Source organism: Streptomyces sp. NPDC006326 (genome assembly GCF_040612915.1).
Lineage (GTDB): Bacteria > Actinomycetota > Actinomycetes > Streptomycetales > Streptomycetaceae > Streptomyces.
Genome location: NZ_JBEXRC010000003.1, coordinates 65288 through 81901, shown reverse-complemented (window position 1 = coordinate 81901; position 16614 = coordinate 65288). Strand labels below are relative to the sequence as shown.

20 protein-coding genes are annotated in these 16614 nt (G+C 71.5%); all 20 read left to right on the top strand.

Features of this window, described 5'->3' with window-relative positions:
* Positions 1 to 84: 84 nt before the first annotated feature.
* The 20 genes from ABZ128_RS03520 (at position 85) to ABZ128_RS03425 (ending at position 16611) form a co-directional block, all read left to right on the top strand.
* A complete protein-coding gene (locus ABZ128_RS03520; RefSeq protein WP_356845806.1) occupies positions 85 to 954 on the top strand; it encodes a relaxase/mobilization nuclease in 870 nt (289 codons plus the stop codon).
* Positions 951 to 1601, top strand: coding sequence for a hypothetical protein (locus tag ABZ128_RS03515; protein WP_356845805.1), 651 nt, complete (start codon positions 951 to 953; stop codon positions 1599 to 1601). The genes ABZ128_RS03520 and ABZ128_RS03515 overlap by 4 nt, the downstream gene beginning before the upstream one ends.
* A gap of 25 nt (positions 1602 to 1626) precedes the next feature.
* The gene (locus ABZ128_RS03510; RefSeq protein ID WP_356845804.1) at positions 1627 to 2400 is read left to right on the top strand and encodes a hypothetical protein; all 774 of its coding nucleotides are present in this window, start codon (positions 1627 to 1629) and stop codon (positions 2398 to 2400) included.
* Positions 2397 to 2612: a hypothetical protein gene (locus tag ABZ128_RS03505; protein ID WP_356845803.1), complete on the top strand. Its 216-nt coding sequence runs from the start codon at positions 2397 to 2399 to the stop codon at positions 2610 to 2612. The genes ABZ128_RS03510 and ABZ128_RS03505 overlap by 4 nt, the downstream gene beginning before the upstream one ends.
* A 43-nt stretch (positions 2613 to 2655) precedes the next feature.
* Positions 2656 to 3039, top strand: a complete 384-nt coding sequence (locus ABZ128_RS03500) for a hypothetical protein (protein WP_356845802.1) — start codon at positions 2656 to 2658, stop codon at positions 3037 to 3039.
* Positions 3036 to 3827, top strand: a complete 792-nt coding sequence (locus ABZ128_RS03495; RefSeq protein WP_356845801.1) for a DUF317 domain-containing protein — start codon at positions 3036 to 3038, stop codon at positions 3825 to 3827. The genes ABZ128_RS03500 and ABZ128_RS03495 overlap by 4 nt, the downstream gene beginning before the upstream one ends.
* A gap of 172 nt (positions 3828 to 3999) precedes the next feature.
* A complete protein-coding gene (locus tag ABZ128_RS03490) occupies positions 4000 to 4365 on the top strand; it encodes a hypothetical protein (RefSeq protein WP_356845800.1) in 366 nt (121 codons plus the stop codon).
* Positions 4356 to 5180, top strand: coding sequence for a DUF317 domain-containing protein (locus ABZ128_RS03485; RefSeq protein ID WP_356845799.1), 825 nt, complete (start codon positions 4356 to 4358; stop codon positions 5178 to 5180). Before ABZ128_RS03490 ends, ABZ128_RS03485 begins: the two co-directional genes overlap by 10 nt.
* 70 nt (positions 5181 to 5250) lie before the next feature.
* The gene (locus ABZ128_RS03480) at positions 5251 to 5793 is read left to right on the top strand and encodes a hypothetical protein (RefSeq protein WP_356845798.1); all 543 of its coding nucleotides are present in this window, start codon (positions 5251 to 5253) and stop codon (positions 5791 to 5793) included.
* Positions 5794 to 5830: 37 nt separating this feature from the next.
* Positions 5831 to 7072, top strand: coding sequence for an ATP-grasp domain-containing protein (locus ABZ128_RS03475; protein WP_356845797.1), 1242 nt, complete (start codon positions 5831 to 5833; stop codon positions 7070 to 7072).
* 74 nt (positions 7073 to 7146) lie between these two features.
* On the top strand, positions 7147 to 7848 hold the full coding sequence (locus tag ABZ128_RS03470; protein ID WP_356845796.1) for a DUF317 domain-containing protein: 702 nt from the start codon (positions 7147 to 7149) through the stop codon (positions 7846 to 7848).
* 48 nt (positions 7849 to 7896) lie between these two features.
* Positions 7897 to 9690: a TraM recognition domain-containing protein gene (locus tag ABZ128_RS03465; protein ID WP_356845795.1), complete on the top strand. Its 1794-nt coding sequence runs from the start codon at positions 7897 to 7899 to the stop codon at positions 9688 to 9690.
* On the top strand, positions 9687 to 10262 hold the full coding sequence (locus tag ABZ128_RS03460) for an XF1762 family protein (RefSeq protein WP_356845794.1): 576 nt from the start codon (positions 9687 to 9689) through the stop codon (positions 10260 to 10262). The genes ABZ128_RS03465 and ABZ128_RS03460 overlap by 4 nt, the downstream gene beginning before the upstream one ends.
* Positions 10208 to 11086 carry a hypothetical protein gene (locus ABZ128_RS03455; protein WP_356845793.1) on the top strand — a complete coding sequence of 293 codons (879 nt, stop codon included), beginning with the start codon at positions 10208 to 10210 and terminating at the stop codon, positions 11084 to 11086. Before ABZ128_RS03460 ends, ABZ128_RS03455 begins: the two co-directional genes overlap by 55 nt.
* Before the next feature lie 33 nt (positions 11087 to 11119).
* Positions 11120 to 11698 carry a hypothetical protein gene (locus tag ABZ128_RS03450; protein ID WP_356845792.1) on the top strand — a complete coding sequence of 193 codons (579 nt, stop codon included), beginning with the start codon at positions 11120 to 11122 and terminating at the stop codon, positions 11696 to 11698.
* Between the two features lie 4 nt (positions 11699 to 11702).
* A complete protein-coding gene (locus ABZ128_RS03445; protein ID WP_356845791.1) occupies positions 11703 to 12428 on the top strand; it encodes a DUF317 domain-containing protein in 726 nt (241 codons plus the stop codon).
* A 36-nt stretch (positions 12429 to 12464) separates the two neighbouring features.
* Entirely contained in the window at positions 12465 to 13040 is a 576-nt protein-coding gene (locus tag ABZ128_RS03440; protein WP_356845790.1) for a hypothetical protein, read from the top strand.
* Between the two features lie 348 nt (positions 13041 to 13388).
* The gene (locus ABZ128_RS03435) at positions 13389 to 14258 is read left to right on the top strand and encodes a hypothetical protein (RefSeq protein WP_356845974.1); all 870 of its coding nucleotides are present in this window, start codon (positions 13389 to 13391) and stop codon (positions 14256 to 14258) included.
* Positions 14255 to 15475 carry a DNA cytosine methyltransferase gene (locus tag ABZ128_RS03430; RefSeq protein WP_356845789.1) on the top strand — a complete coding sequence of 407 codons (1221 nt, stop codon included), beginning with the start codon at positions 14255 to 14257 and terminating at the stop codon, positions 15473 to 15475. The genes ABZ128_RS03435 and ABZ128_RS03430 overlap by 4 nt, the downstream gene beginning before the upstream one ends.
* Positions 15472 to 16611: a DnaB-like helicase N-terminal domain-containing protein gene (locus ABZ128_RS03425; RefSeq protein ID WP_356845788.1), complete on the top strand. Its 1140-nt coding sequence runs from the start codon at positions 15472 to 15474 to the stop codon at positions 16609 to 16611. The genes ABZ128_RS03430 and ABZ128_RS03425 overlap by 4 nt, the downstream gene beginning before the upstream one ends.
* The last annotated feature ends 3 nt before the right edge of the window (positions 16612 to 16614 follow it).

Below are 16614 nucleotides of genomic sequence, written 5' to 3'. Positions count from 1 at the left end.
TGCGACAAGGCGCCGACCTCCGGCCGGCCCCCGAAGAGCCCGACCCCGAGCGAGACCATGATCATTGAAGTCCACTCGCGTAACGTGACCGCCGGCGAAGCCCTCGCCGAAGCGCTCGGCCGCGAGATCAGCATGGAGGAGGGCCTGACCACCGAGCCCGGCGGCACGGTGGTGGCCCACTGGAACCGGCTGGACCACTACACCGACGACCACCGGATCGGGGAGTCAGCTTCGTGGGCCGACCATCTCGCCGAGCCGTCGCTGGAGCACCCGCTCGTTTCCGGGCCCGACGGCGACCGGCGCGCGATCCTCCACATCACCGCGCGCCTGCATCCGCTGGACCGGGAGCTGAACCACGCCGAGTGGTCTGAGATCGGCCACCGGATCGCCCGTGCCGCAGGTATCGCCCCACCCGGCGACGATGCGGCATGCCGGTGGATCGCTGTCCAGGGCCAGCCCGGCCGCCTGGACGTGATCGCCAACCTGATCCGTGACGACGGCACCTGGAGTGCCCCTCCCCGCCGACTTATGCAGACCCTGGTCACCGAGGCGCGAAACGTCGCGGCCGACCTCCTTCTGCACTCCAGCCCCCAGCAGGGCGCCGGCCCCCAGCAGCACCCGTCGGCCGGTCCAGCGGTCACCCCCTCCCCGCGGGTGCCAACCGCGACCAGTCCGCTCGCGGCAATCCTGCGGCAGCTCGCCGCCGAGCAGTCCGGCCCGATCGCGCCCGTACGTCAGCTCGTGGAAGAGGTCGTCCGACAGGCCGCCGCGCTGCCTGGCGACCAAACCGATGCCGCCGCACGGGACTTGTTCTGGGCAGCGCGCCGCCTGTACGGGCTGCAGGAGCAGCTGGGGGAGATCGCCTCCCGACTCCAGCCTCCCGCACCTCCGGCCGGCCTTGCTCCGGCCCGGCCGGTGCAGGCGCCTGCCGCATCGCGGGTTTCGGCCCGGTGAACGAGTCGGCCACCCCGCGCAAGGCACCGCCCGTCACGGTCGCCCGGGAGACGGAGACCGGTCGGATCATCGCCCGCGGCGGTGACGGCATGGCCCACGGCATCCTGGAACGCACCTTCTTCCTTCGTGAAGTTCACGGCGCGACCTGGCATCGGATGTCGCCGACCGTTCTGTCGGCGGACCAGGCCGCAGTGGCCCAGCTCGCCGTCGCCCGGCTCCAAGCCGCGGGGTACCGGGTCGAGGCCGACGCCGAATGCGCGACGGAGACGACACAGGACCGCTACGTGACGGACGGCCGGTCCATTGCCAACCTCGCTGCCGCCATCCGCGAGGCGGCCAGCCCGGCTGAAGTGTCCGACCGGCTGGAAGAGGTGACCGCCGCGCACGACGGCATCCTCGCCTCCCTGGACGAGCTCCTCCACTCCCTTGCCGCCGTCTACGACGGCCTCGGCGGACCTGCGGACCGGCACGTCGCGGCCCGTATGCGCTACCTGGCCGAGTACCGGCTCGGTCCCATCGCCGCAGACCTCCTCCATACCCGCGCAGAACTCGCCGACCGCACCACTGCCCCAGCCCGGCCGGGAACGGCACTGCCCGCCGCCCTGCCGACCGCACCTGCCTCTACCGCCTCCGGACGGACCCGATGATCCCCGCCCCAAGTTCGAGGAGCCCATGCCCGCCCCCCGCACTCTGCCCGATGACGACAGCCGCGACGTGGAGTCGTTCGCCACCATCCTCTCCGAGGAACTTCCCGGGAACTGGACCGTGCACCACCACCAACACCAGGCATACGAAGACCAGTTCCTGCATGCCGAAGACGTCTGGGACCTCAACGACGTGGCCGCCGCCCTCGCCGAGTACGCCCTGGGAGCAGACGCCCACCTCAGCAGCGACGACGGCGTGCGCCTGTACGTCACCCTCCATCCCCGGCACGAGGAGGAGTTCCTCGTGGCCGCCATGGCCCCGTCCGGCGCCGGCCCGGAGGCGTTCGCCGGGGTCCGCGAACCCGACGGGATCGCGGTGCCTGCCGACCCCGTACGCGCCGCCCGCGCCATCACCGCCGATCTGCTGCCCCGCTACGACGTCGCTCTCGCCCAGGTCCGGCACAACGCGATGAATCCCCCTCAGCCTCGGCCAGCCCCCGATGCTCAGGTGCGGCAGGTGGTGATGACCTGGCTCGAGGACGGTTCCCTCGCGGCCGTCACCACCGTCCGGCCCGCAGCCGAAGCCCTGGTCTCCGAAGGGTTTGTGTGGGACACCGCGTCGAGCGCGTACGTGCTCTCCGGGGACGACACCCGGGCCCAGGCCCACGCCGTCCAGGCGGCCGGCGCCCGCCTCGCCCGCCTCGGCACCGCCACCGTACTGCGCGCCGCCGCCCGCCCTGCCGCGGAGGCCACGCTGCCCACTCCGCCGCCCGGCGCCCGGACCACCGCCCGCACCCGGTGACCCGTACGCCCCGGCCATCGACCGATTTTCCCCGCAACCGGCGCCGCGTCCCACCGCTCGACGCCGCCAGTCGTCCGCGGCTCGCCCGCTTCCTGCTGCGCCGCTACCTGCGCAGCGCCGTCGTCAAAGCCGCAGGCCCCGACCGGCCCCGACCCGAACGGCTACCGCGCGCCGACGCGCCGGCCGCCCTCAACCCCCGCCGCACCCGCTGACCACCGACGTCGCGGTGCGGCACCACAGCCCCCTGGACCGCCCATGACCCCACCCGCCACCGCGCTCACCGAAAGCATCACCCGCCAGCTCGACCAGCTCTCCGCGCACCTGTCCCAGGCCGGGCCGCAGCAGGCCGCACAGATCCTCCAGCAGGTCCTGGACGCCGAGAACGGCGTCCTGGGCAGGCTGTCGGCCCTGGTCGGTTCCGGCACCTACGTCACCAAGCACCACGCCCAGAGCGGCACGTTCCCCGCGGAGATGTGGCTGGCTCTCGGGCGCACCGCAAACCGGCTGCACGACCTCGCCCTCGACCTGGACGAACACCAGGAAGTGTTCGAGGAGATCGCCTCCCGCCGCTCCCTGACCACGTCCTCCCCGGCGGCCACGCAGGCCACCGCCCTGGTGGCACGAGGGAGACACCGGTGAGCAAGAGACAGCAGTGGTACGGCTGGGGTCAGGCCCAGCAGGCACAACAGCACTACCTGGTCGAACCCCGATACCTCGCCGGCGGCGGGGACCTGCGGCACGTGGGCGAGTACATGCGAGCGTCGGGGTGGAAGGACATCACCCGCCAGTCCGGCACGATGCTCTCCTTCGTCTCGCCCGACCAGATGGTGCGCGTCGCCTACCAGCCCCCGGACGGCTGGCAGGTCCACGGCGCCGCCCACGGACATCAGCCGGCCTGGCAGGTCACCCTGACCCCGCAGACCCCGGTGGAGATCGTGGCGGGCCTGACCGACGCTCTGACCAAGCCTCGCTCGGCACACGCGCCGAACGTGTGGGCGCCGCTCACCGAGAAGGCGTGGAGCGTGGAGCTGCAGGACGGCCACTTCGTCGCCCAGAGCCCCGACCGGCACGCCGTCGTGCAATACGTCAAGGCCGACGGAACCGGAAGCCAGGAGCACTGGTGGGTCGGCGCCCGCAACGAACACGGGCCCGTGTGGAACGTGCAGGCCACCGCGAGCACCCCGCTGCACCTGATGCAGTCCCTGACCGCGGCCATGTCCGACCCGGAGCCGGTGATGCGCCCGCTCGGGCACGTCCCGCTCAGCAACCGCATCCGCGTCACCTCCGTGTCCGTCCTGCCCGGCCAGCTCGGTGCCTGGCAGCAGGCCCGTCTCTCCGCCGCACGCGCCGCAGCCTGGAGCCGCAACTGGGTCTCCTCCCGCGCCCGCACCGGCGCCAAGGCATCCGGCTACGCCAGGACCCGATGAATCGCCCGGCTCCCTCCTTGCCGTTCATCATCGCGGTCGACGAGCTGCGCGCCGCCCTGAGCCGGCGCCCCGCTCCGGCCGCCCGACCCGAATCCGCTGCGGCGTACCGTCCTCCCGGCCACGGCCCGACACCCCGGCGCCGCTGAAGCGCCCCCATTTCCTGGAGCTTTCGATGACCGACGGACACACCACCCGCCTGACCGCCGAGGACATCCGTGCCTCCGCACACACCCTGGACCGCCTCACCGCACACCTGCGGACCGGCCCGCACCTGGACGAGGCCCTCCCCTTGATCGCGGCGCTCGTCGACGCGGACACCGGCACCGCAGTCCGCCTCGGCGATGCCCTGCGCGGCATCGCCCGCTACCTCGCACAGGAGACCACCGTCCCCCGCACCGACACCGTCGAGGCGACCCTGGGCGAATACATCGAGGCCGCATCCATCCTGCAGGATTTGCGCCTGCTCGACCTCACCCTCGAACCCCTGCGCACCGCCCCCGTCCGTACCGTCCCCGTCGTGGCAGCCCTGTGGCAGTAAGCCCCGCCCAGCGGGCCTCCTACGCCAACGACCACCACACGAAAATCCCCTTCGAGAAGGCGCCCCGCGCCCTCGCGGGACCCGGCGACCCCCGACACGTCACCCACACCCTGCTCGCCTCCGGCTGGACCCTGACCTCCGCCCCCGGCGACCCCCGGATCACCCTGACCGGCCCCGACGAGGCCCGGCACCAGATGGCGATAGATCCGTTCGCCTCCGGCTCGCCGTGGCGGATCCAGTCCGCCGACTGGACGTGGAACGCCTCCTTCGACCGGATGGTGCCGGCGGAAATCATCGCTGGATTCACCGACGGTCTTCTCCACGGACCGCGCCGGGGCGACATCAGCCCGTGGGAGCACATGCAGAAAGCCGGTTGGGCTGTGGAACGCCAACCGGATGGCACCGGCCAGGCCCTGTCGCCCGCCCCGGAGCTACCGATCCGCGCCGAGCTGCGCCCCATCTTCAACGACTCGGCCGACCACTTCGCCTGGCGCATCATTCAGCCCGACCACATCGGTGCGCCGGTCTGGAAGATGTGGATCAGCGGCCCGGTACCGGACCACCTCATGGCCGGCCTGGCCGAGCAGCTCGTCTCCGACGCCCCCGTCCTGCGCGGCATGTACGACCTCGATCACTACAGCGCCCGGCAGGAGCCAAGCCCGCTCACGCCCCAGCAGGCGGTCGAGGCCCACTTCACCCGCATCGACGCCGCCCAGGCCCGGGCCCGCTCCCAGCGCCGCACCCGCCTCACCACCCGCCTACCGGCCCCAGCCGCCTCCCCGGTAACTCCCGCCTCCCGCGCAACGCGCCCCTGACCCCTCCGAAAGCCCGCCCGTGCCCCACTCCGCTCACCCCGGAATCACCTCCGTCCCCGGTCACCGAAAGATGATCAGCCGCCTGTCCGTGTTCCTCCGCGCGGCGGACGCGGCGCTCGACGCCTGGGACCTGTACTCCGACGAGCACACCGACCTCGACGGCTGGCCGTATGACCCGGATGCCTACGACGACCGCAAGGCCGAGCGGGACCGCGCGGTGTGGACGGCGTTCAAGCCCGTCCGGGAGGAGGCCGGCATCCTGCTCGACGCCGCCGAAGCCGCCCTCGACCGGATCCCCGTCCCCTCTGTCCACAACCGATGGGCATGGCAACTGGCACAACTACGCGACGCACTCGACCAGATAGCAGCCACCAGGACGGAGTACCGAGAACTCCTCGCTGCCCATCCTCACGCGAGTCCCGAAGCCAGAGACGGCGCAGTCGACGCCCGCAACGCCGAGGCGTGGAGCGCCCTCTACCGCTGGCTCGTCCACGGCCGCGCCGTCCTGGAGATCCACACCACGGCCATGCGCACCGCCGCCGGCCCCCGGATTGCCACCGCCGCGCCACCGCCTGCTCCACCCGCCATCGCCAGTCCCACGACCCGCCGCTGAAACCCCCCTCCCTCTTCCCTCCTGCCTTGGAGTCCGCTTGACCCTGCGCCCGCTCGTCTTCGTCGTCGCCCCGGGTGACGACATCTATCGCGGCTACTGCCTTCGCCAGGTCGCCGACGTGTACGACGTCGCCGTCATCACCACCGGCCCCCTCACCTGGGAGCAGCCCCACGTCGTCGACCACGAGATCGTCAAGGACTTCGAGGACGAGGTCGGCCTCTTCGCCGCCGGGGAGGCGGTCGCCGCGCGCCACCCGGTCGCGGGCGTGGTGACCTGGGCGGAAGGGCATCTGACCGCGGTGGCCCGTCTGGCCGAGCACCTCGGTCTCGCCACTACCAGAGTGGAGTCGGTCCGCACCTGCCGGGACAAGGCCGCAAGCCGAGCCGCGTTCGCCGCCCACGGGGTTCCGTCGGCACAGTCCACTGCAACAAACTCACTGGGTGAGGCGCTGGCTGCGGCCAGGGCCATCGGGTACCCGGTCGTCGTCAAGCCCGCCTCCGTCGGCGGCAGCATCGGCGTCATCAAGGCCGAGACGCAGCACGACCTGGCCGCGGCGTACGCCTTCGCCACCCGCGGTGTGCAGCTCCACGGCGGCGACAACACCGTCGTCCTCGTGGAGGAGTACCTGTCCGGCGAGGAAGTCAGCGTCGAGTGCGTCACCTTCCAGGGTGTGACCACCGCGGTGGCGGTGACCCGGAAGGAGCTCGGGCCGGAGCCGCTGTTCGAGGAGATCGGCCACACCCTCACCGCCGGCGACCCGCTGCTGGCCACCGTCGCGCCCATCGCTGCCGCGGCGGTGGAGGCGACCGGCACGGTGAACGGCATCCAGCACGTGGAGCTGCGGCTCACCCCGTCCGGGCCTCGCGTGATCGAGGTCAACGGCCGGATCGGTGGAGACTGGATCGGCTGGGCGGTCTGGCGGGCCACCGGCCTGTCGCTGTCGCGGATCGCCGCCGACCTTGCCGCCGGCCGGGCCCCCGACGTGGCCCCCACCCGGCAGCAGGCTGTCGCCATCAAGGTCCTCCACGCCCCCGCCTCCGGCACCCTGGCCCAGCGGGCCATCCCCGGCGGCTTCGCCGAGACCGCCGGGTGGGTGCACGGTCCGGCCTGGCTGATGGAGGAAGGCGACAAGATCCTCCTGCCGCCCGAGGGCGACCTCGACTCCGCACGGGTCGGCCTGTCCGCCACCCACGCCGACACCCTCGAACTCGCCGTCGCCCGCCGCACCGTCACGGCCAACCACATCGCCCTCACCGTCACCGCCGACGGACAGCAGTGAGCGAGCCCGGCAAGCCGCCGGTACTAGCCCAGGTCGCGCCGCGCTACCTAGCCGGCGGCGGGGATCCCCGTTGGGTGACCGCCCCGCTGCAGCAGGCGTTCCGCTGGCGGGCAGCGCACCTCCCGCTCAGCCCGGTCGTACGGCTGACCCGCCGCGACCACCAGACCGAGCTGCTGCTCAACCCGAGCCCGGACGATCACTGGTGGACCCTGCGCCACACCGGGGCCGACAACGACGGGAAAGCGTGGACCATGCGCTTCGACGCTCGTACTCCCGCCGAGATCGTCGCCACCGCCACCGATGCCCTCACCGCCAACCCCGCCGCGAACAGCCCGGCGGACCCGCTCCAAGTCCTGGAACAGGCCGGATGGCACCGCTCCGTCCTGGAACACCGCGTCGACTCACCCGACGAGTTCGTCACCGTCTCACGCCACCCCCTGGGCGCCGTGCATATCAAGGTCACCGCCTTCGACAGTCCCTGGGCCTCCGAGCCGAGCGACCGGCCGGTCTGGCGGGCGTACTTCTCCGACCACACCCCGCCCCATCTGGTCGCCGCGGTCCTCGCCGGCCTCGCCTCCCCGGAACCGCTGCTGCGCGACGAGAAGGAGATGGCCGCCTTCCTGCGCTACAGCGTCGGCATCGCCCGCGAACGCGTTCCCGCCCAGCAGGCCGAGGACGCCCTGTGGGCCCGAATCAACCGCCTCACCGCCCACCGCACCGGGCAGCCCCTGCCTCCCCAGCCGCCTGGCCGGCCGCTGCCGCGCCGCACCCGCTGAGCCTCTCCCTCCTTCCCGCCCCCGCCCCTTCACGGAACAGCGCCGCCCTTGTCCCAGCCCAACCCCTCCTCATCCGACGGCTACGACATAGCCTTCAAGGTCCTCCTGGGCCTGTTCGCCGTCGCCATCCCCCTCGCCCACCTCGCCTGGCTCAGCGGGAACCTCACCGCCCTGGCCACCGGCAACACCTGGGCCGCCTACCGGCCTGCCGACGCCCTCATACGCCCCGACCAGCTCTGGCCCGGTCTGGGAGAAACGTCCCTGCTCCTGGGTGCCCGGATACTTCCCGTACTCGCCCTGATCGTCCTAGCCGCCGTCGGCGGCGTGTGGTGGAGCCGCCACAAGGGCACCTTCGGCGGGAAGAACAAGCGCCGGGTGAAGGGCACCGCGAAGGCCCGGGACATCGAGCCGCTCCTGGCCAACGCGATCACCGCCAAGGCCCGCAGTCTGCGCCCCAGCCTGAAGGACGCCGACCGCATCGCGGCCTCCGACACCGGAGTCCTCCTCGGCAACCTTCAAGGAAGCCGCACCGAAGTCCGCATGGGGTACGAGGACGTCGCGGTGGCGATCATGGCACCGCGCTCCGGGAAGACCACCTCGCTGGCGATCCCCTCCATCCTGGCCGCGCCCGGCGCCGTACTCCTGACCAGCAACAAGGCCGCCGGTGACGCCTATACGACCTGCTTCGACGCCCGCAGCCGGGTGGGGCGGGTGTGGTCTATGGATCCCCAGCAGATCGCCCACGCACCCCGGACCATGTGGTGGAACCCCCTTGCGGACGCCAAGTCCCTGGAGGGCGCGAACCGGCTCGCCGGCCACTTCCTCGCCGCGTCCGTGGACGCCTCCCAGCAGGGCGACTTCTGGTCCAAGGCCGGCAGCAACATCCTGAGCCAGCTCTTCCTGGCCGCGGCCCTCGACGACCGCCCGATCACTGACGTGATGCAGTGGCTGGCGTTCCCCGCCGACCGGCGACCGCTCGATATCCTGCGTGACCACGGATTCACCTCCGTCGCAGCCCAGTTGAAGGGCACGGTCGAAGGCCCGCCGGAGACCCGGGACGGCATCTATGAGACCGCACGGCAGTACGCGTCTGCCCTGCTCAGCGCCGACATCGCTGCCTGGGTGACCCCGCAGAAGGACGTACCGGAGTTCCGCCCGGCCGAGTTCGTGGCCTCCACCGACACGCTGTTCCTGCTCTCCAAGGACGGCGGCGGCGGCGCCTCCGCGCTCATCGCAGCGTGCGCCGACTCGGTGATGCGGGCCGCGACCGCCCGGGCCGAACGTAGCGGTGGACGCCTCGACCCGCCCATGCTCGCGATCCTTGACGAAGCCGCAAACGTGTGCAAGATCAGCGACCTCCCGGACCTGTACTCGCACCTGGGCTCGCGCGGGATCATCCCGATAACGATCTTGCAGTCCTACCGGCAGGGCCAGAAGGTGTGGGGCGACGCGGGCATGGACGCCATGTGGTCGGCGGCGACGATCAAGGTCATCGGTTCCGGTATCGACGACCCGGATTTCGCGGACAAGCTGTCCAGGCTGATCGGCGACCACGACGTAGAGACGAAGTCCACCTCAATCTCCGAGTCGGGCAAGTCCACCTCGATCAGCATGCGGCAGGAGCGGATCCTGCCTGCGGACCGGATCCGTGCCCTGCCCAAGGGCACTGCCCTGCTCTTCGCGACCGGCCTGCGCGCCGCCATGCTCGACCTGCGCCCCTGGTACCTCGAACCGGGCGCCGGCGAGCTGGCCGCCGCATCCAAAGCCGCCTCTGACGCCATCACCGCCCGGGCCATCGCCAAGATCGCACCGGCCCAGTCCGACTTCGGGACCGCCGCATGAGCGGGCCGCGGCTGCATCTGGTGCCGGTCCGGTCCCGCGACGCGAAAGCCTTCGTCGCCGCCTGGCACCGCCACCACCCGCCGCCCGCCGGCCAGGTGTTCGCCGTAGGCGCCGCCGACGAGGAAGGCACTCTCCGTGCGGTCGCGACCGTCGGCCGCCCAGTCGCCCGGCACCTCGACGACGGCCACACCCTGGAAGTCACGCGCACCTGCACCGACGGCGCACACAACGCCAACTCGATGCTCTACGGCGCCGCCTGGCGGGCGGCGAAGGCCCTCGGATACCGAAGGCTGATCACCTACACCCAGGACGGCGAGTCCGGTGCCTCCCTGCGCGGAGCCGGATGGCAGGTGATCGGCCGCCGCCCGCCCCGGCCCGGCTGGCACACACCCTCCCGGCCCCGGACACCGCGCGGCACCGAGCACATCGCCCGCGCTCTGTGGCAAGCCCCTGATGCCTCACCGGCCGCAGCATCATCCGCACCCGCCGACCACCCCACCGAAGGACCCCACCCGCATTGCGGCAGATCAACATCGCCGTCCACTACCGCACCACCAGGAGGCACCCGCTGAACAATGAACTCCCTCTTGAAAACGAGTTGTTCACCTTCACCCAGCGCCTGCTCGCCAACGCGTACCGGCTCGATGACCTCCAGCAGCGACGCGGCGCGGGGCCGGACCGATTGCAGGAGACGGTCCGGTTCGGGGGCGCGCTGCGGCAGACGTCACTGGTCGCCGGCCAGCTGCTCGCCACGGTCGCGCTGAGCCACGCGACGACCACGGTCGACGGCCGGGAGGCCATCTCCGTCCTGCGCAATCTCGCCGAGGCGACCTCGCTCGCCGCGGTACGCACCGCAGACACGATCTCCGCACTCGCCCACGGCGACACCGCCTCAGCGAACCTCTTCCTGGAACAGGCTGCCACCCACCTGACCGGAACCCCCTCGGCAGTACAGCGCGTCGGCAACGCCCTGCTGCGCCACGAGGGCTACCTCCACGCCCAGGACCGCGCGGCCCGGCAAGAGCTCGGCCCAGGCGAGGACGCCGTCAAGATCAGCGAAGCCCAGCGGAAGGCGCTCGCCTCCCTGGCCCGGGGTGACGGTGTCCTACGGGAAACCGGCCCGGGCCTGAGGGAAGTCGTGGCCCCCCTCGTCGCGTACGTGTCCGTACGGACCGCCACGGTCGACGCACTGGCCTCTCGGGACCTGCTCACCCTCACTCCGCTTCCGAAGCAGCCGGGCCACTACGGCCTTCGTGTCACACCCGCCGGCGTTCACGCCCTCCTCGCCGCGGGTCTCCAACCGCGGCGCAGCGCGCCAAGACCGCCCGTGATCACGAGGCCGGCAGCGCCAGCGGCCTCCGCCCCGGCCCCGTCTGCCGCCCTCAGGCGCCGCTGATACCCCCGTTTCGCCCCACCAGGAAGGCCCGCCTTGGCCCACCCCACGCCCCTCGACTACGCCAAAACGCTCCGGGCCGCGGCCCGCGCCCTCGAACAGCACCATGCCCGTATCCGAGACACCAAGCTCGAACCCGGCCTCGGCGCCCAGCTGCAGCTCGGCCCCCTCCTGCGCTCCACATTCAGCCTCGCCGAAACGCTGATGGACGAGCTGACCGCCATGAGCACCAGCACCGCGTTCACCAACAACACGGGATCGCGGCAGTCCCTCAACACGCTGGCCTCGGCACTCGCCTCAGTCACGGACGCCGCCGCGGAACTCGGCTTCGCCATCGGCGAGAACGCCCACCCCGGCAAGACCCAGGGCAACGTCCCGAACCCGGCCGACAACACCGTATGGAAGGCCGTCTGCGACCAAGCCCTACCCCGCATGGAAGAGCACCTGCACGACGCTGCCCACCAGATCGAACTGGCCTCGATCTCCTGCCACTACATCGCCGGAGGCATCGAACTCCACAGCGCCCCGGCACAGCGCCAGACCGGCCAGGCCCCTGCCTCCGCGGCTGCCTCCCCGTCCCCCGCATCCACTTCCAGCACCGCCCGCACGAGGTGACGCCGTGAAGCAGCCCGACGAGCAGGACCGCGTCCTGGTCTCCCCGCGTCACCTGGCGGGCAGGGGCGACCGCATCGCCGACGTCCTCGGACCGCTTATCCACCTGTTCGATTGGACGCACAACCATCGCCCCGCCAGCGGGCGGGTCACCGTGGACTGCCCCGACGGCTCCACGTTCGTCGACTTCACCCCGAGTGGCTTCGACGAGCCGTGGTGGACGATCAGCCACCACGAGCCGTACTGGAAGATCACCGCCGGTCGGCAGACACCCCTGGAAGCACTTGCCGCCGTCACCCAGTCCTTGCCCCAGCTCCTCGGAGACACCCGACACTCCGAGCAAATCCCGCTGGAGACCCGCTCCATAGCCGAGATCACCTCGATCAACGGCTGGACGGCGGACGGGCCATCGGTCACCTCCGCGGACGGCCACTGCACCCTGCACCACCGGCCGGACACTGAGCAGCCCTGGCTCGTGGAGTCCTCGGTGCACGACGGTTTCGACACCCACTGGTTCGCCTCGTTCGAGGGGGACGTGCCCGACATCCTCGTGCGGCAGTTCCTCACGCACCTGGCCAGCACCGATCCGGTGGAACGCACCTTCGCCGACGTTCCCTACCTCGCCCGGTACTCAGCCCGGATCACCCCCATGCACGGCTCAGCCCTCGGCCCGCACATCGTGCACGCCCTCGCCGCCCTGCCCTCCCAGCCCAGCCCGCAGCGCAGCCGCTGACGCTCTCGGTCGCCCAGGGCCGAGGCCCGCGCTCGCTTGCTCCCCACCCCTGCAGGAGATCCCACGTCCCCGAACGAGAAGACCGGCACACCCACTCCGGCCGACATCGCCCGCGCCCTCGCGTCCCGTATCTCCACCAACCCGCCGGCCCCGCCCCACGTCGTGACCGTCAGCTTCGGCCTGCTGCGCGGCGCGGAAGCCCGCTACGGAAGCCGCTCCTCCGGCGGATCCGTGCTCGGCCTCGCCAACTTCCTCCACGCCCAACTGTATGGACTTCCGCTCGAACGCCCGCCAATTCCCGGCGCGCTGGACGAGCTGCTCCAGGCCGCCGGGCACGACGCCGACCAGAACCTCGTGCTCGACCAGGTCGCCACCCAGCTGGAGGCCGCTGCCGCACTCATCGAGCGGGCCCGCCACCAGGCCCGCTGGCAACAGCTGCCGGACACGGTGACTGCCCGGCTTGTCACCAGTCAGGCGCTCGCCCAGCACTTGTCCAGCGAACTGCACCAGCTGGCCCCGGCCTTCGAGCCGGCGGCCGCATCCCCGGCACCGTTGCCGGCCCTCCCCCTCCCAGCCCCGGCTGCCGCAGTGCCGGGCCGGTCACGGATCTGAGCCACGCACCTCGCCTCGAACCGTGACACCCGGGTGCCGCAACCTCGCCCGGACTCTGCTGCTCCCGAAGCCCCGGCACCCTGCAGAGCCTCCCCGCCCCTGCGTCCGCAGCCGCAGCCGCCATGCCCCTGGTGACCACCACGACGGGCCCGGAAGCCGCTGATCGGGACCATCCGCCTGCCCGCCCATGAACGACGCCCTGCCCCAGGGCGGCACCACCTGCAAGGACCCACCATCACCGCCACGACCTCCACCACACCCCACCGGCCGGCCCCCGCCGCTCAGGACACCGCGATCCGTCCGGCCCTGCGCGCACTTTCGCTCGGGGCTGGCGTCCAAAGCTCAGCCCTGCTCTGCCTGTCCGCGGATGGCACACTCCCCAAGATCGACATCGCGGTCTTCGCCGACACCGGCTGGGAGCCGAAGAAGGTGTACGAGCACCTCGACCGCCTCGAACGGGAAATCGCCGCTCCGGCCGGAATACCCATCCTCCGCGTGTCGTCAGGGAACATCCGCAACGACGCCCTGGACCCGAATCACCGATTCGCGTCCATGCCCCTTTACATCCTGAATCAGGACGGAAAACAAGGCATGACCCGGCGGCAATGCACCGGGGAATATAAAATAAGGCCGATCAAGAAGAAAGTCCGTGAAATACTCGGATATCCCTATCCGTCGAGGGTTCCGAAGGGCGTTTTCGTCGAGCAGTGGGTAGGCATCAGCACGGACGAATTCCATCGGGCCAGGGACTCCGGCGTCCAGTACATGCACAACGCACACCCGCTGATCGACATCGGCTGGTCACGCGCGGACTGCGTCCGCTACCTGGAGCGCCTCGGGTTGGCTGACACTCCCAAGTCGAGCTGCCTCGGATGTCCATTTCATGGAAATGCGCAATGGCGGAATATCAGAGACACATCCCCCAGCGAGTGGGCCGATGTGGTCGAATTCGATGCAGCCATCCGTCAGGGCAATGCCCGCGCGAACGCCACCGGACACCCGCTGCTCGGCCACGCTTATCTGCACCGCTCCCGGGTGCCGCTCTCCGACGCGCCGATCGACCATGTCACCGCCGCGGAATGGGCTGCCCTCCAGCAGGAGACCGGCGCACCCGATACCGAGGACCTCGAAGCCGGGGTCGTGGACGGCTGCTCGCCGTGGGCCTGCCGGGGCGAACAGCCCGAGCCGGTCCGCGACGACTTCGGGCTGGCCGTATGAACGACCTCATCGTGGACCTTTTCGCCGGCCCGGGCGGCTGGGGACACGCCCTGCACGTCCTGGGCGTACGCGACGTCGGGCTGGAGTGGGACGAATGGGCCTGCAGGACCCGCGCGGCAGCCAGGCAGACCACCATCCGCACCGACGTCGCGCTCTACCCCGTTCGGCCCTTCGTGGGCCGGACTCGCGGGCTGATAGCGAGCCCGCCCTGCCAGGCGTGGAGCATGGCCGGCAAGCGGCTCGGCCTGATCGACCAGCCGCTCGTCCACCAGGCCGTGGCGGACCTGGCCGCCGGACGGGACACCCGCGAACAGCTGCTCACCGCCTGCCAGGACCAGCGGTCGCTGCTGGCCGCCGAGCCGATGCGCTACCTCCACGCCCTGCACCAGGCGGGCGAGCCGGAATGGGTCCTGATGGAGGAGGTCCCCGATGTCGCGCCCCTGTGGAAGCAGTACGCCGCCGTGCTCCGCTCCTGGGGGTTCTCGACCTGGAGTGGCATCCTCAACGCCGCCGACTACGGCGTGCCGCAGACCAGGCGGCGGGCGATCCTGATCGCCTCCCGTATCCGTACAGCAGCCCCTCCCGAGCCGACCCACGCCAAGTTCAGCGAGCCGGAGACCTTCTTCGGGCCCGGCCGCCGGACGTGGGTGTCCATGGCCGAGGCCCTCGGCTGGGGACGCACCGACGGGCCCGTCCCCACCGTGTGCGCCGGCGGCGGTCCCGGGGGCGGACCGGAGCCTTTCCCCTCAGGCTCCCGCAAGACCCTCACCGACGCACGCGACCGCGGCGCGTGGAAGAACCCCCCGCTCCGCGACCGGAACCCCAAAGCCGAGCTTCCGTGCAACTGCACGGAGGAATCTCCGCGGACACCGCGGTGCGGGGGCGGACGGGACTGGGTCCTGCGCAGCAACAGCCAGGCCAACGCGGCCATCCGGTCTGTGACCGAACCGGCCGCCACCCTGTTCTTCGGCAACCGCGCCAACGAATGCGTCTGGACCACCACAGGCCCCACGGAGACGGCGCCGCCGGCGATCCGTATTACCGCCGAGGAGGCCGGGATCCTGCAGTCCTTCCCGCCTGCATACCCCTGGCAGGGCAACAAAGGGCAGCGCTTCTCCCAGATCGGGAACGCCGTTCCCCCGTTGCTCGCTGCCCACTTGATCGCACCGCACGTCGAACGCGTCCTCAGCCGAGACGACTTCGTCCTGGCGGCATGATGTCCGACGCCACCCGTACCGAAGCCGACGAGGATGTCCTGCAGTACCCGGCGCCGCCGCCGGTGGTCCACTATGCCGAACAGGCCCTGCTGGGTGCCCTGCTCCTGGCGCCCGAGCGGCTCAAGACCATCGGGCCGCTCGAGCCCGAGCACTTCGCGAACACCGCGCACAGCGCCCTGTTCGCGGCGATGCGCACGGTGTCCCCGCCCGCGCCCGAGGTCCACCGCACCAGCCCCGTGTGGCCGAACCAGCTCCTCGACATGGCCCAGCCCCAGGCCCGAGCCCTGACGGCCTCCTACCTGCACACCCTCATCAGCGTCTGCCCCACCGACGCCCACGCTCCTGCTTACGCGCAGATGGTCCGTTCCGGGCACGCCCGCCGCGTTCTGCGCCGGCATGCCGGTCTCCTCGCCCAGGCCGCCCGCACGCCGGGGCCCGATCCGGCCCGCACGGTCCTCACCCGGGCCGACCAGCTCGCCGTCTACCTCGACGAATTGGCAATCGCCTTCCCTTCCCACCCCGGCTCAATACCCCGGACCCCGGCTGCGCCCACAGCAGCGGCCCAGACATCAGTCGAGGCGGGGGACGAGGAGCGGATGCTGCTGGCCGCGGCCACCGCCCACCCCGAGGCCCTGACTCGGATGCGGTGGCTGCACGAGACCGACCTCACCACTCCGATACACGCCGCCCTCTTCGCCTGCCTCGCCGGCCTGGCCCGCCGTGGTGCACCCGTGGACCCGATAACCGTGCTGTGGGACGCACAGCAGCGGGGTCTCCTCCACGACGGGTTCGGTCCTGCCGAGGTCCTCGACGCGGTCTCCCACCCCGCGGGGGCACCCGAGCACTGGGGGCAGAAGATCCTCCAGCGCGCGCTCCTGCGCCAAGCCGAGGATGTCGCCGCCCGGATCGAAGCTCTCACCGCGGACGAAGCCACCACGGTCCATCAGCTGGCCACCGGCAGCCGGCGGGCGCTCGCCGTACTGTCCTCCGTCCGGGCCCGCTGGCACCAGGCCGTTGGAAACCCAGGCTCAGGAGCACGCGCCGCTGCTCCCGGGACCGTCCAGACCTCACCGCTCTACCAACCGGCCGCACGGGCCGGCCCAGCCGTGCGCCACCCTGCACGACCCGCCCGGTAAGGC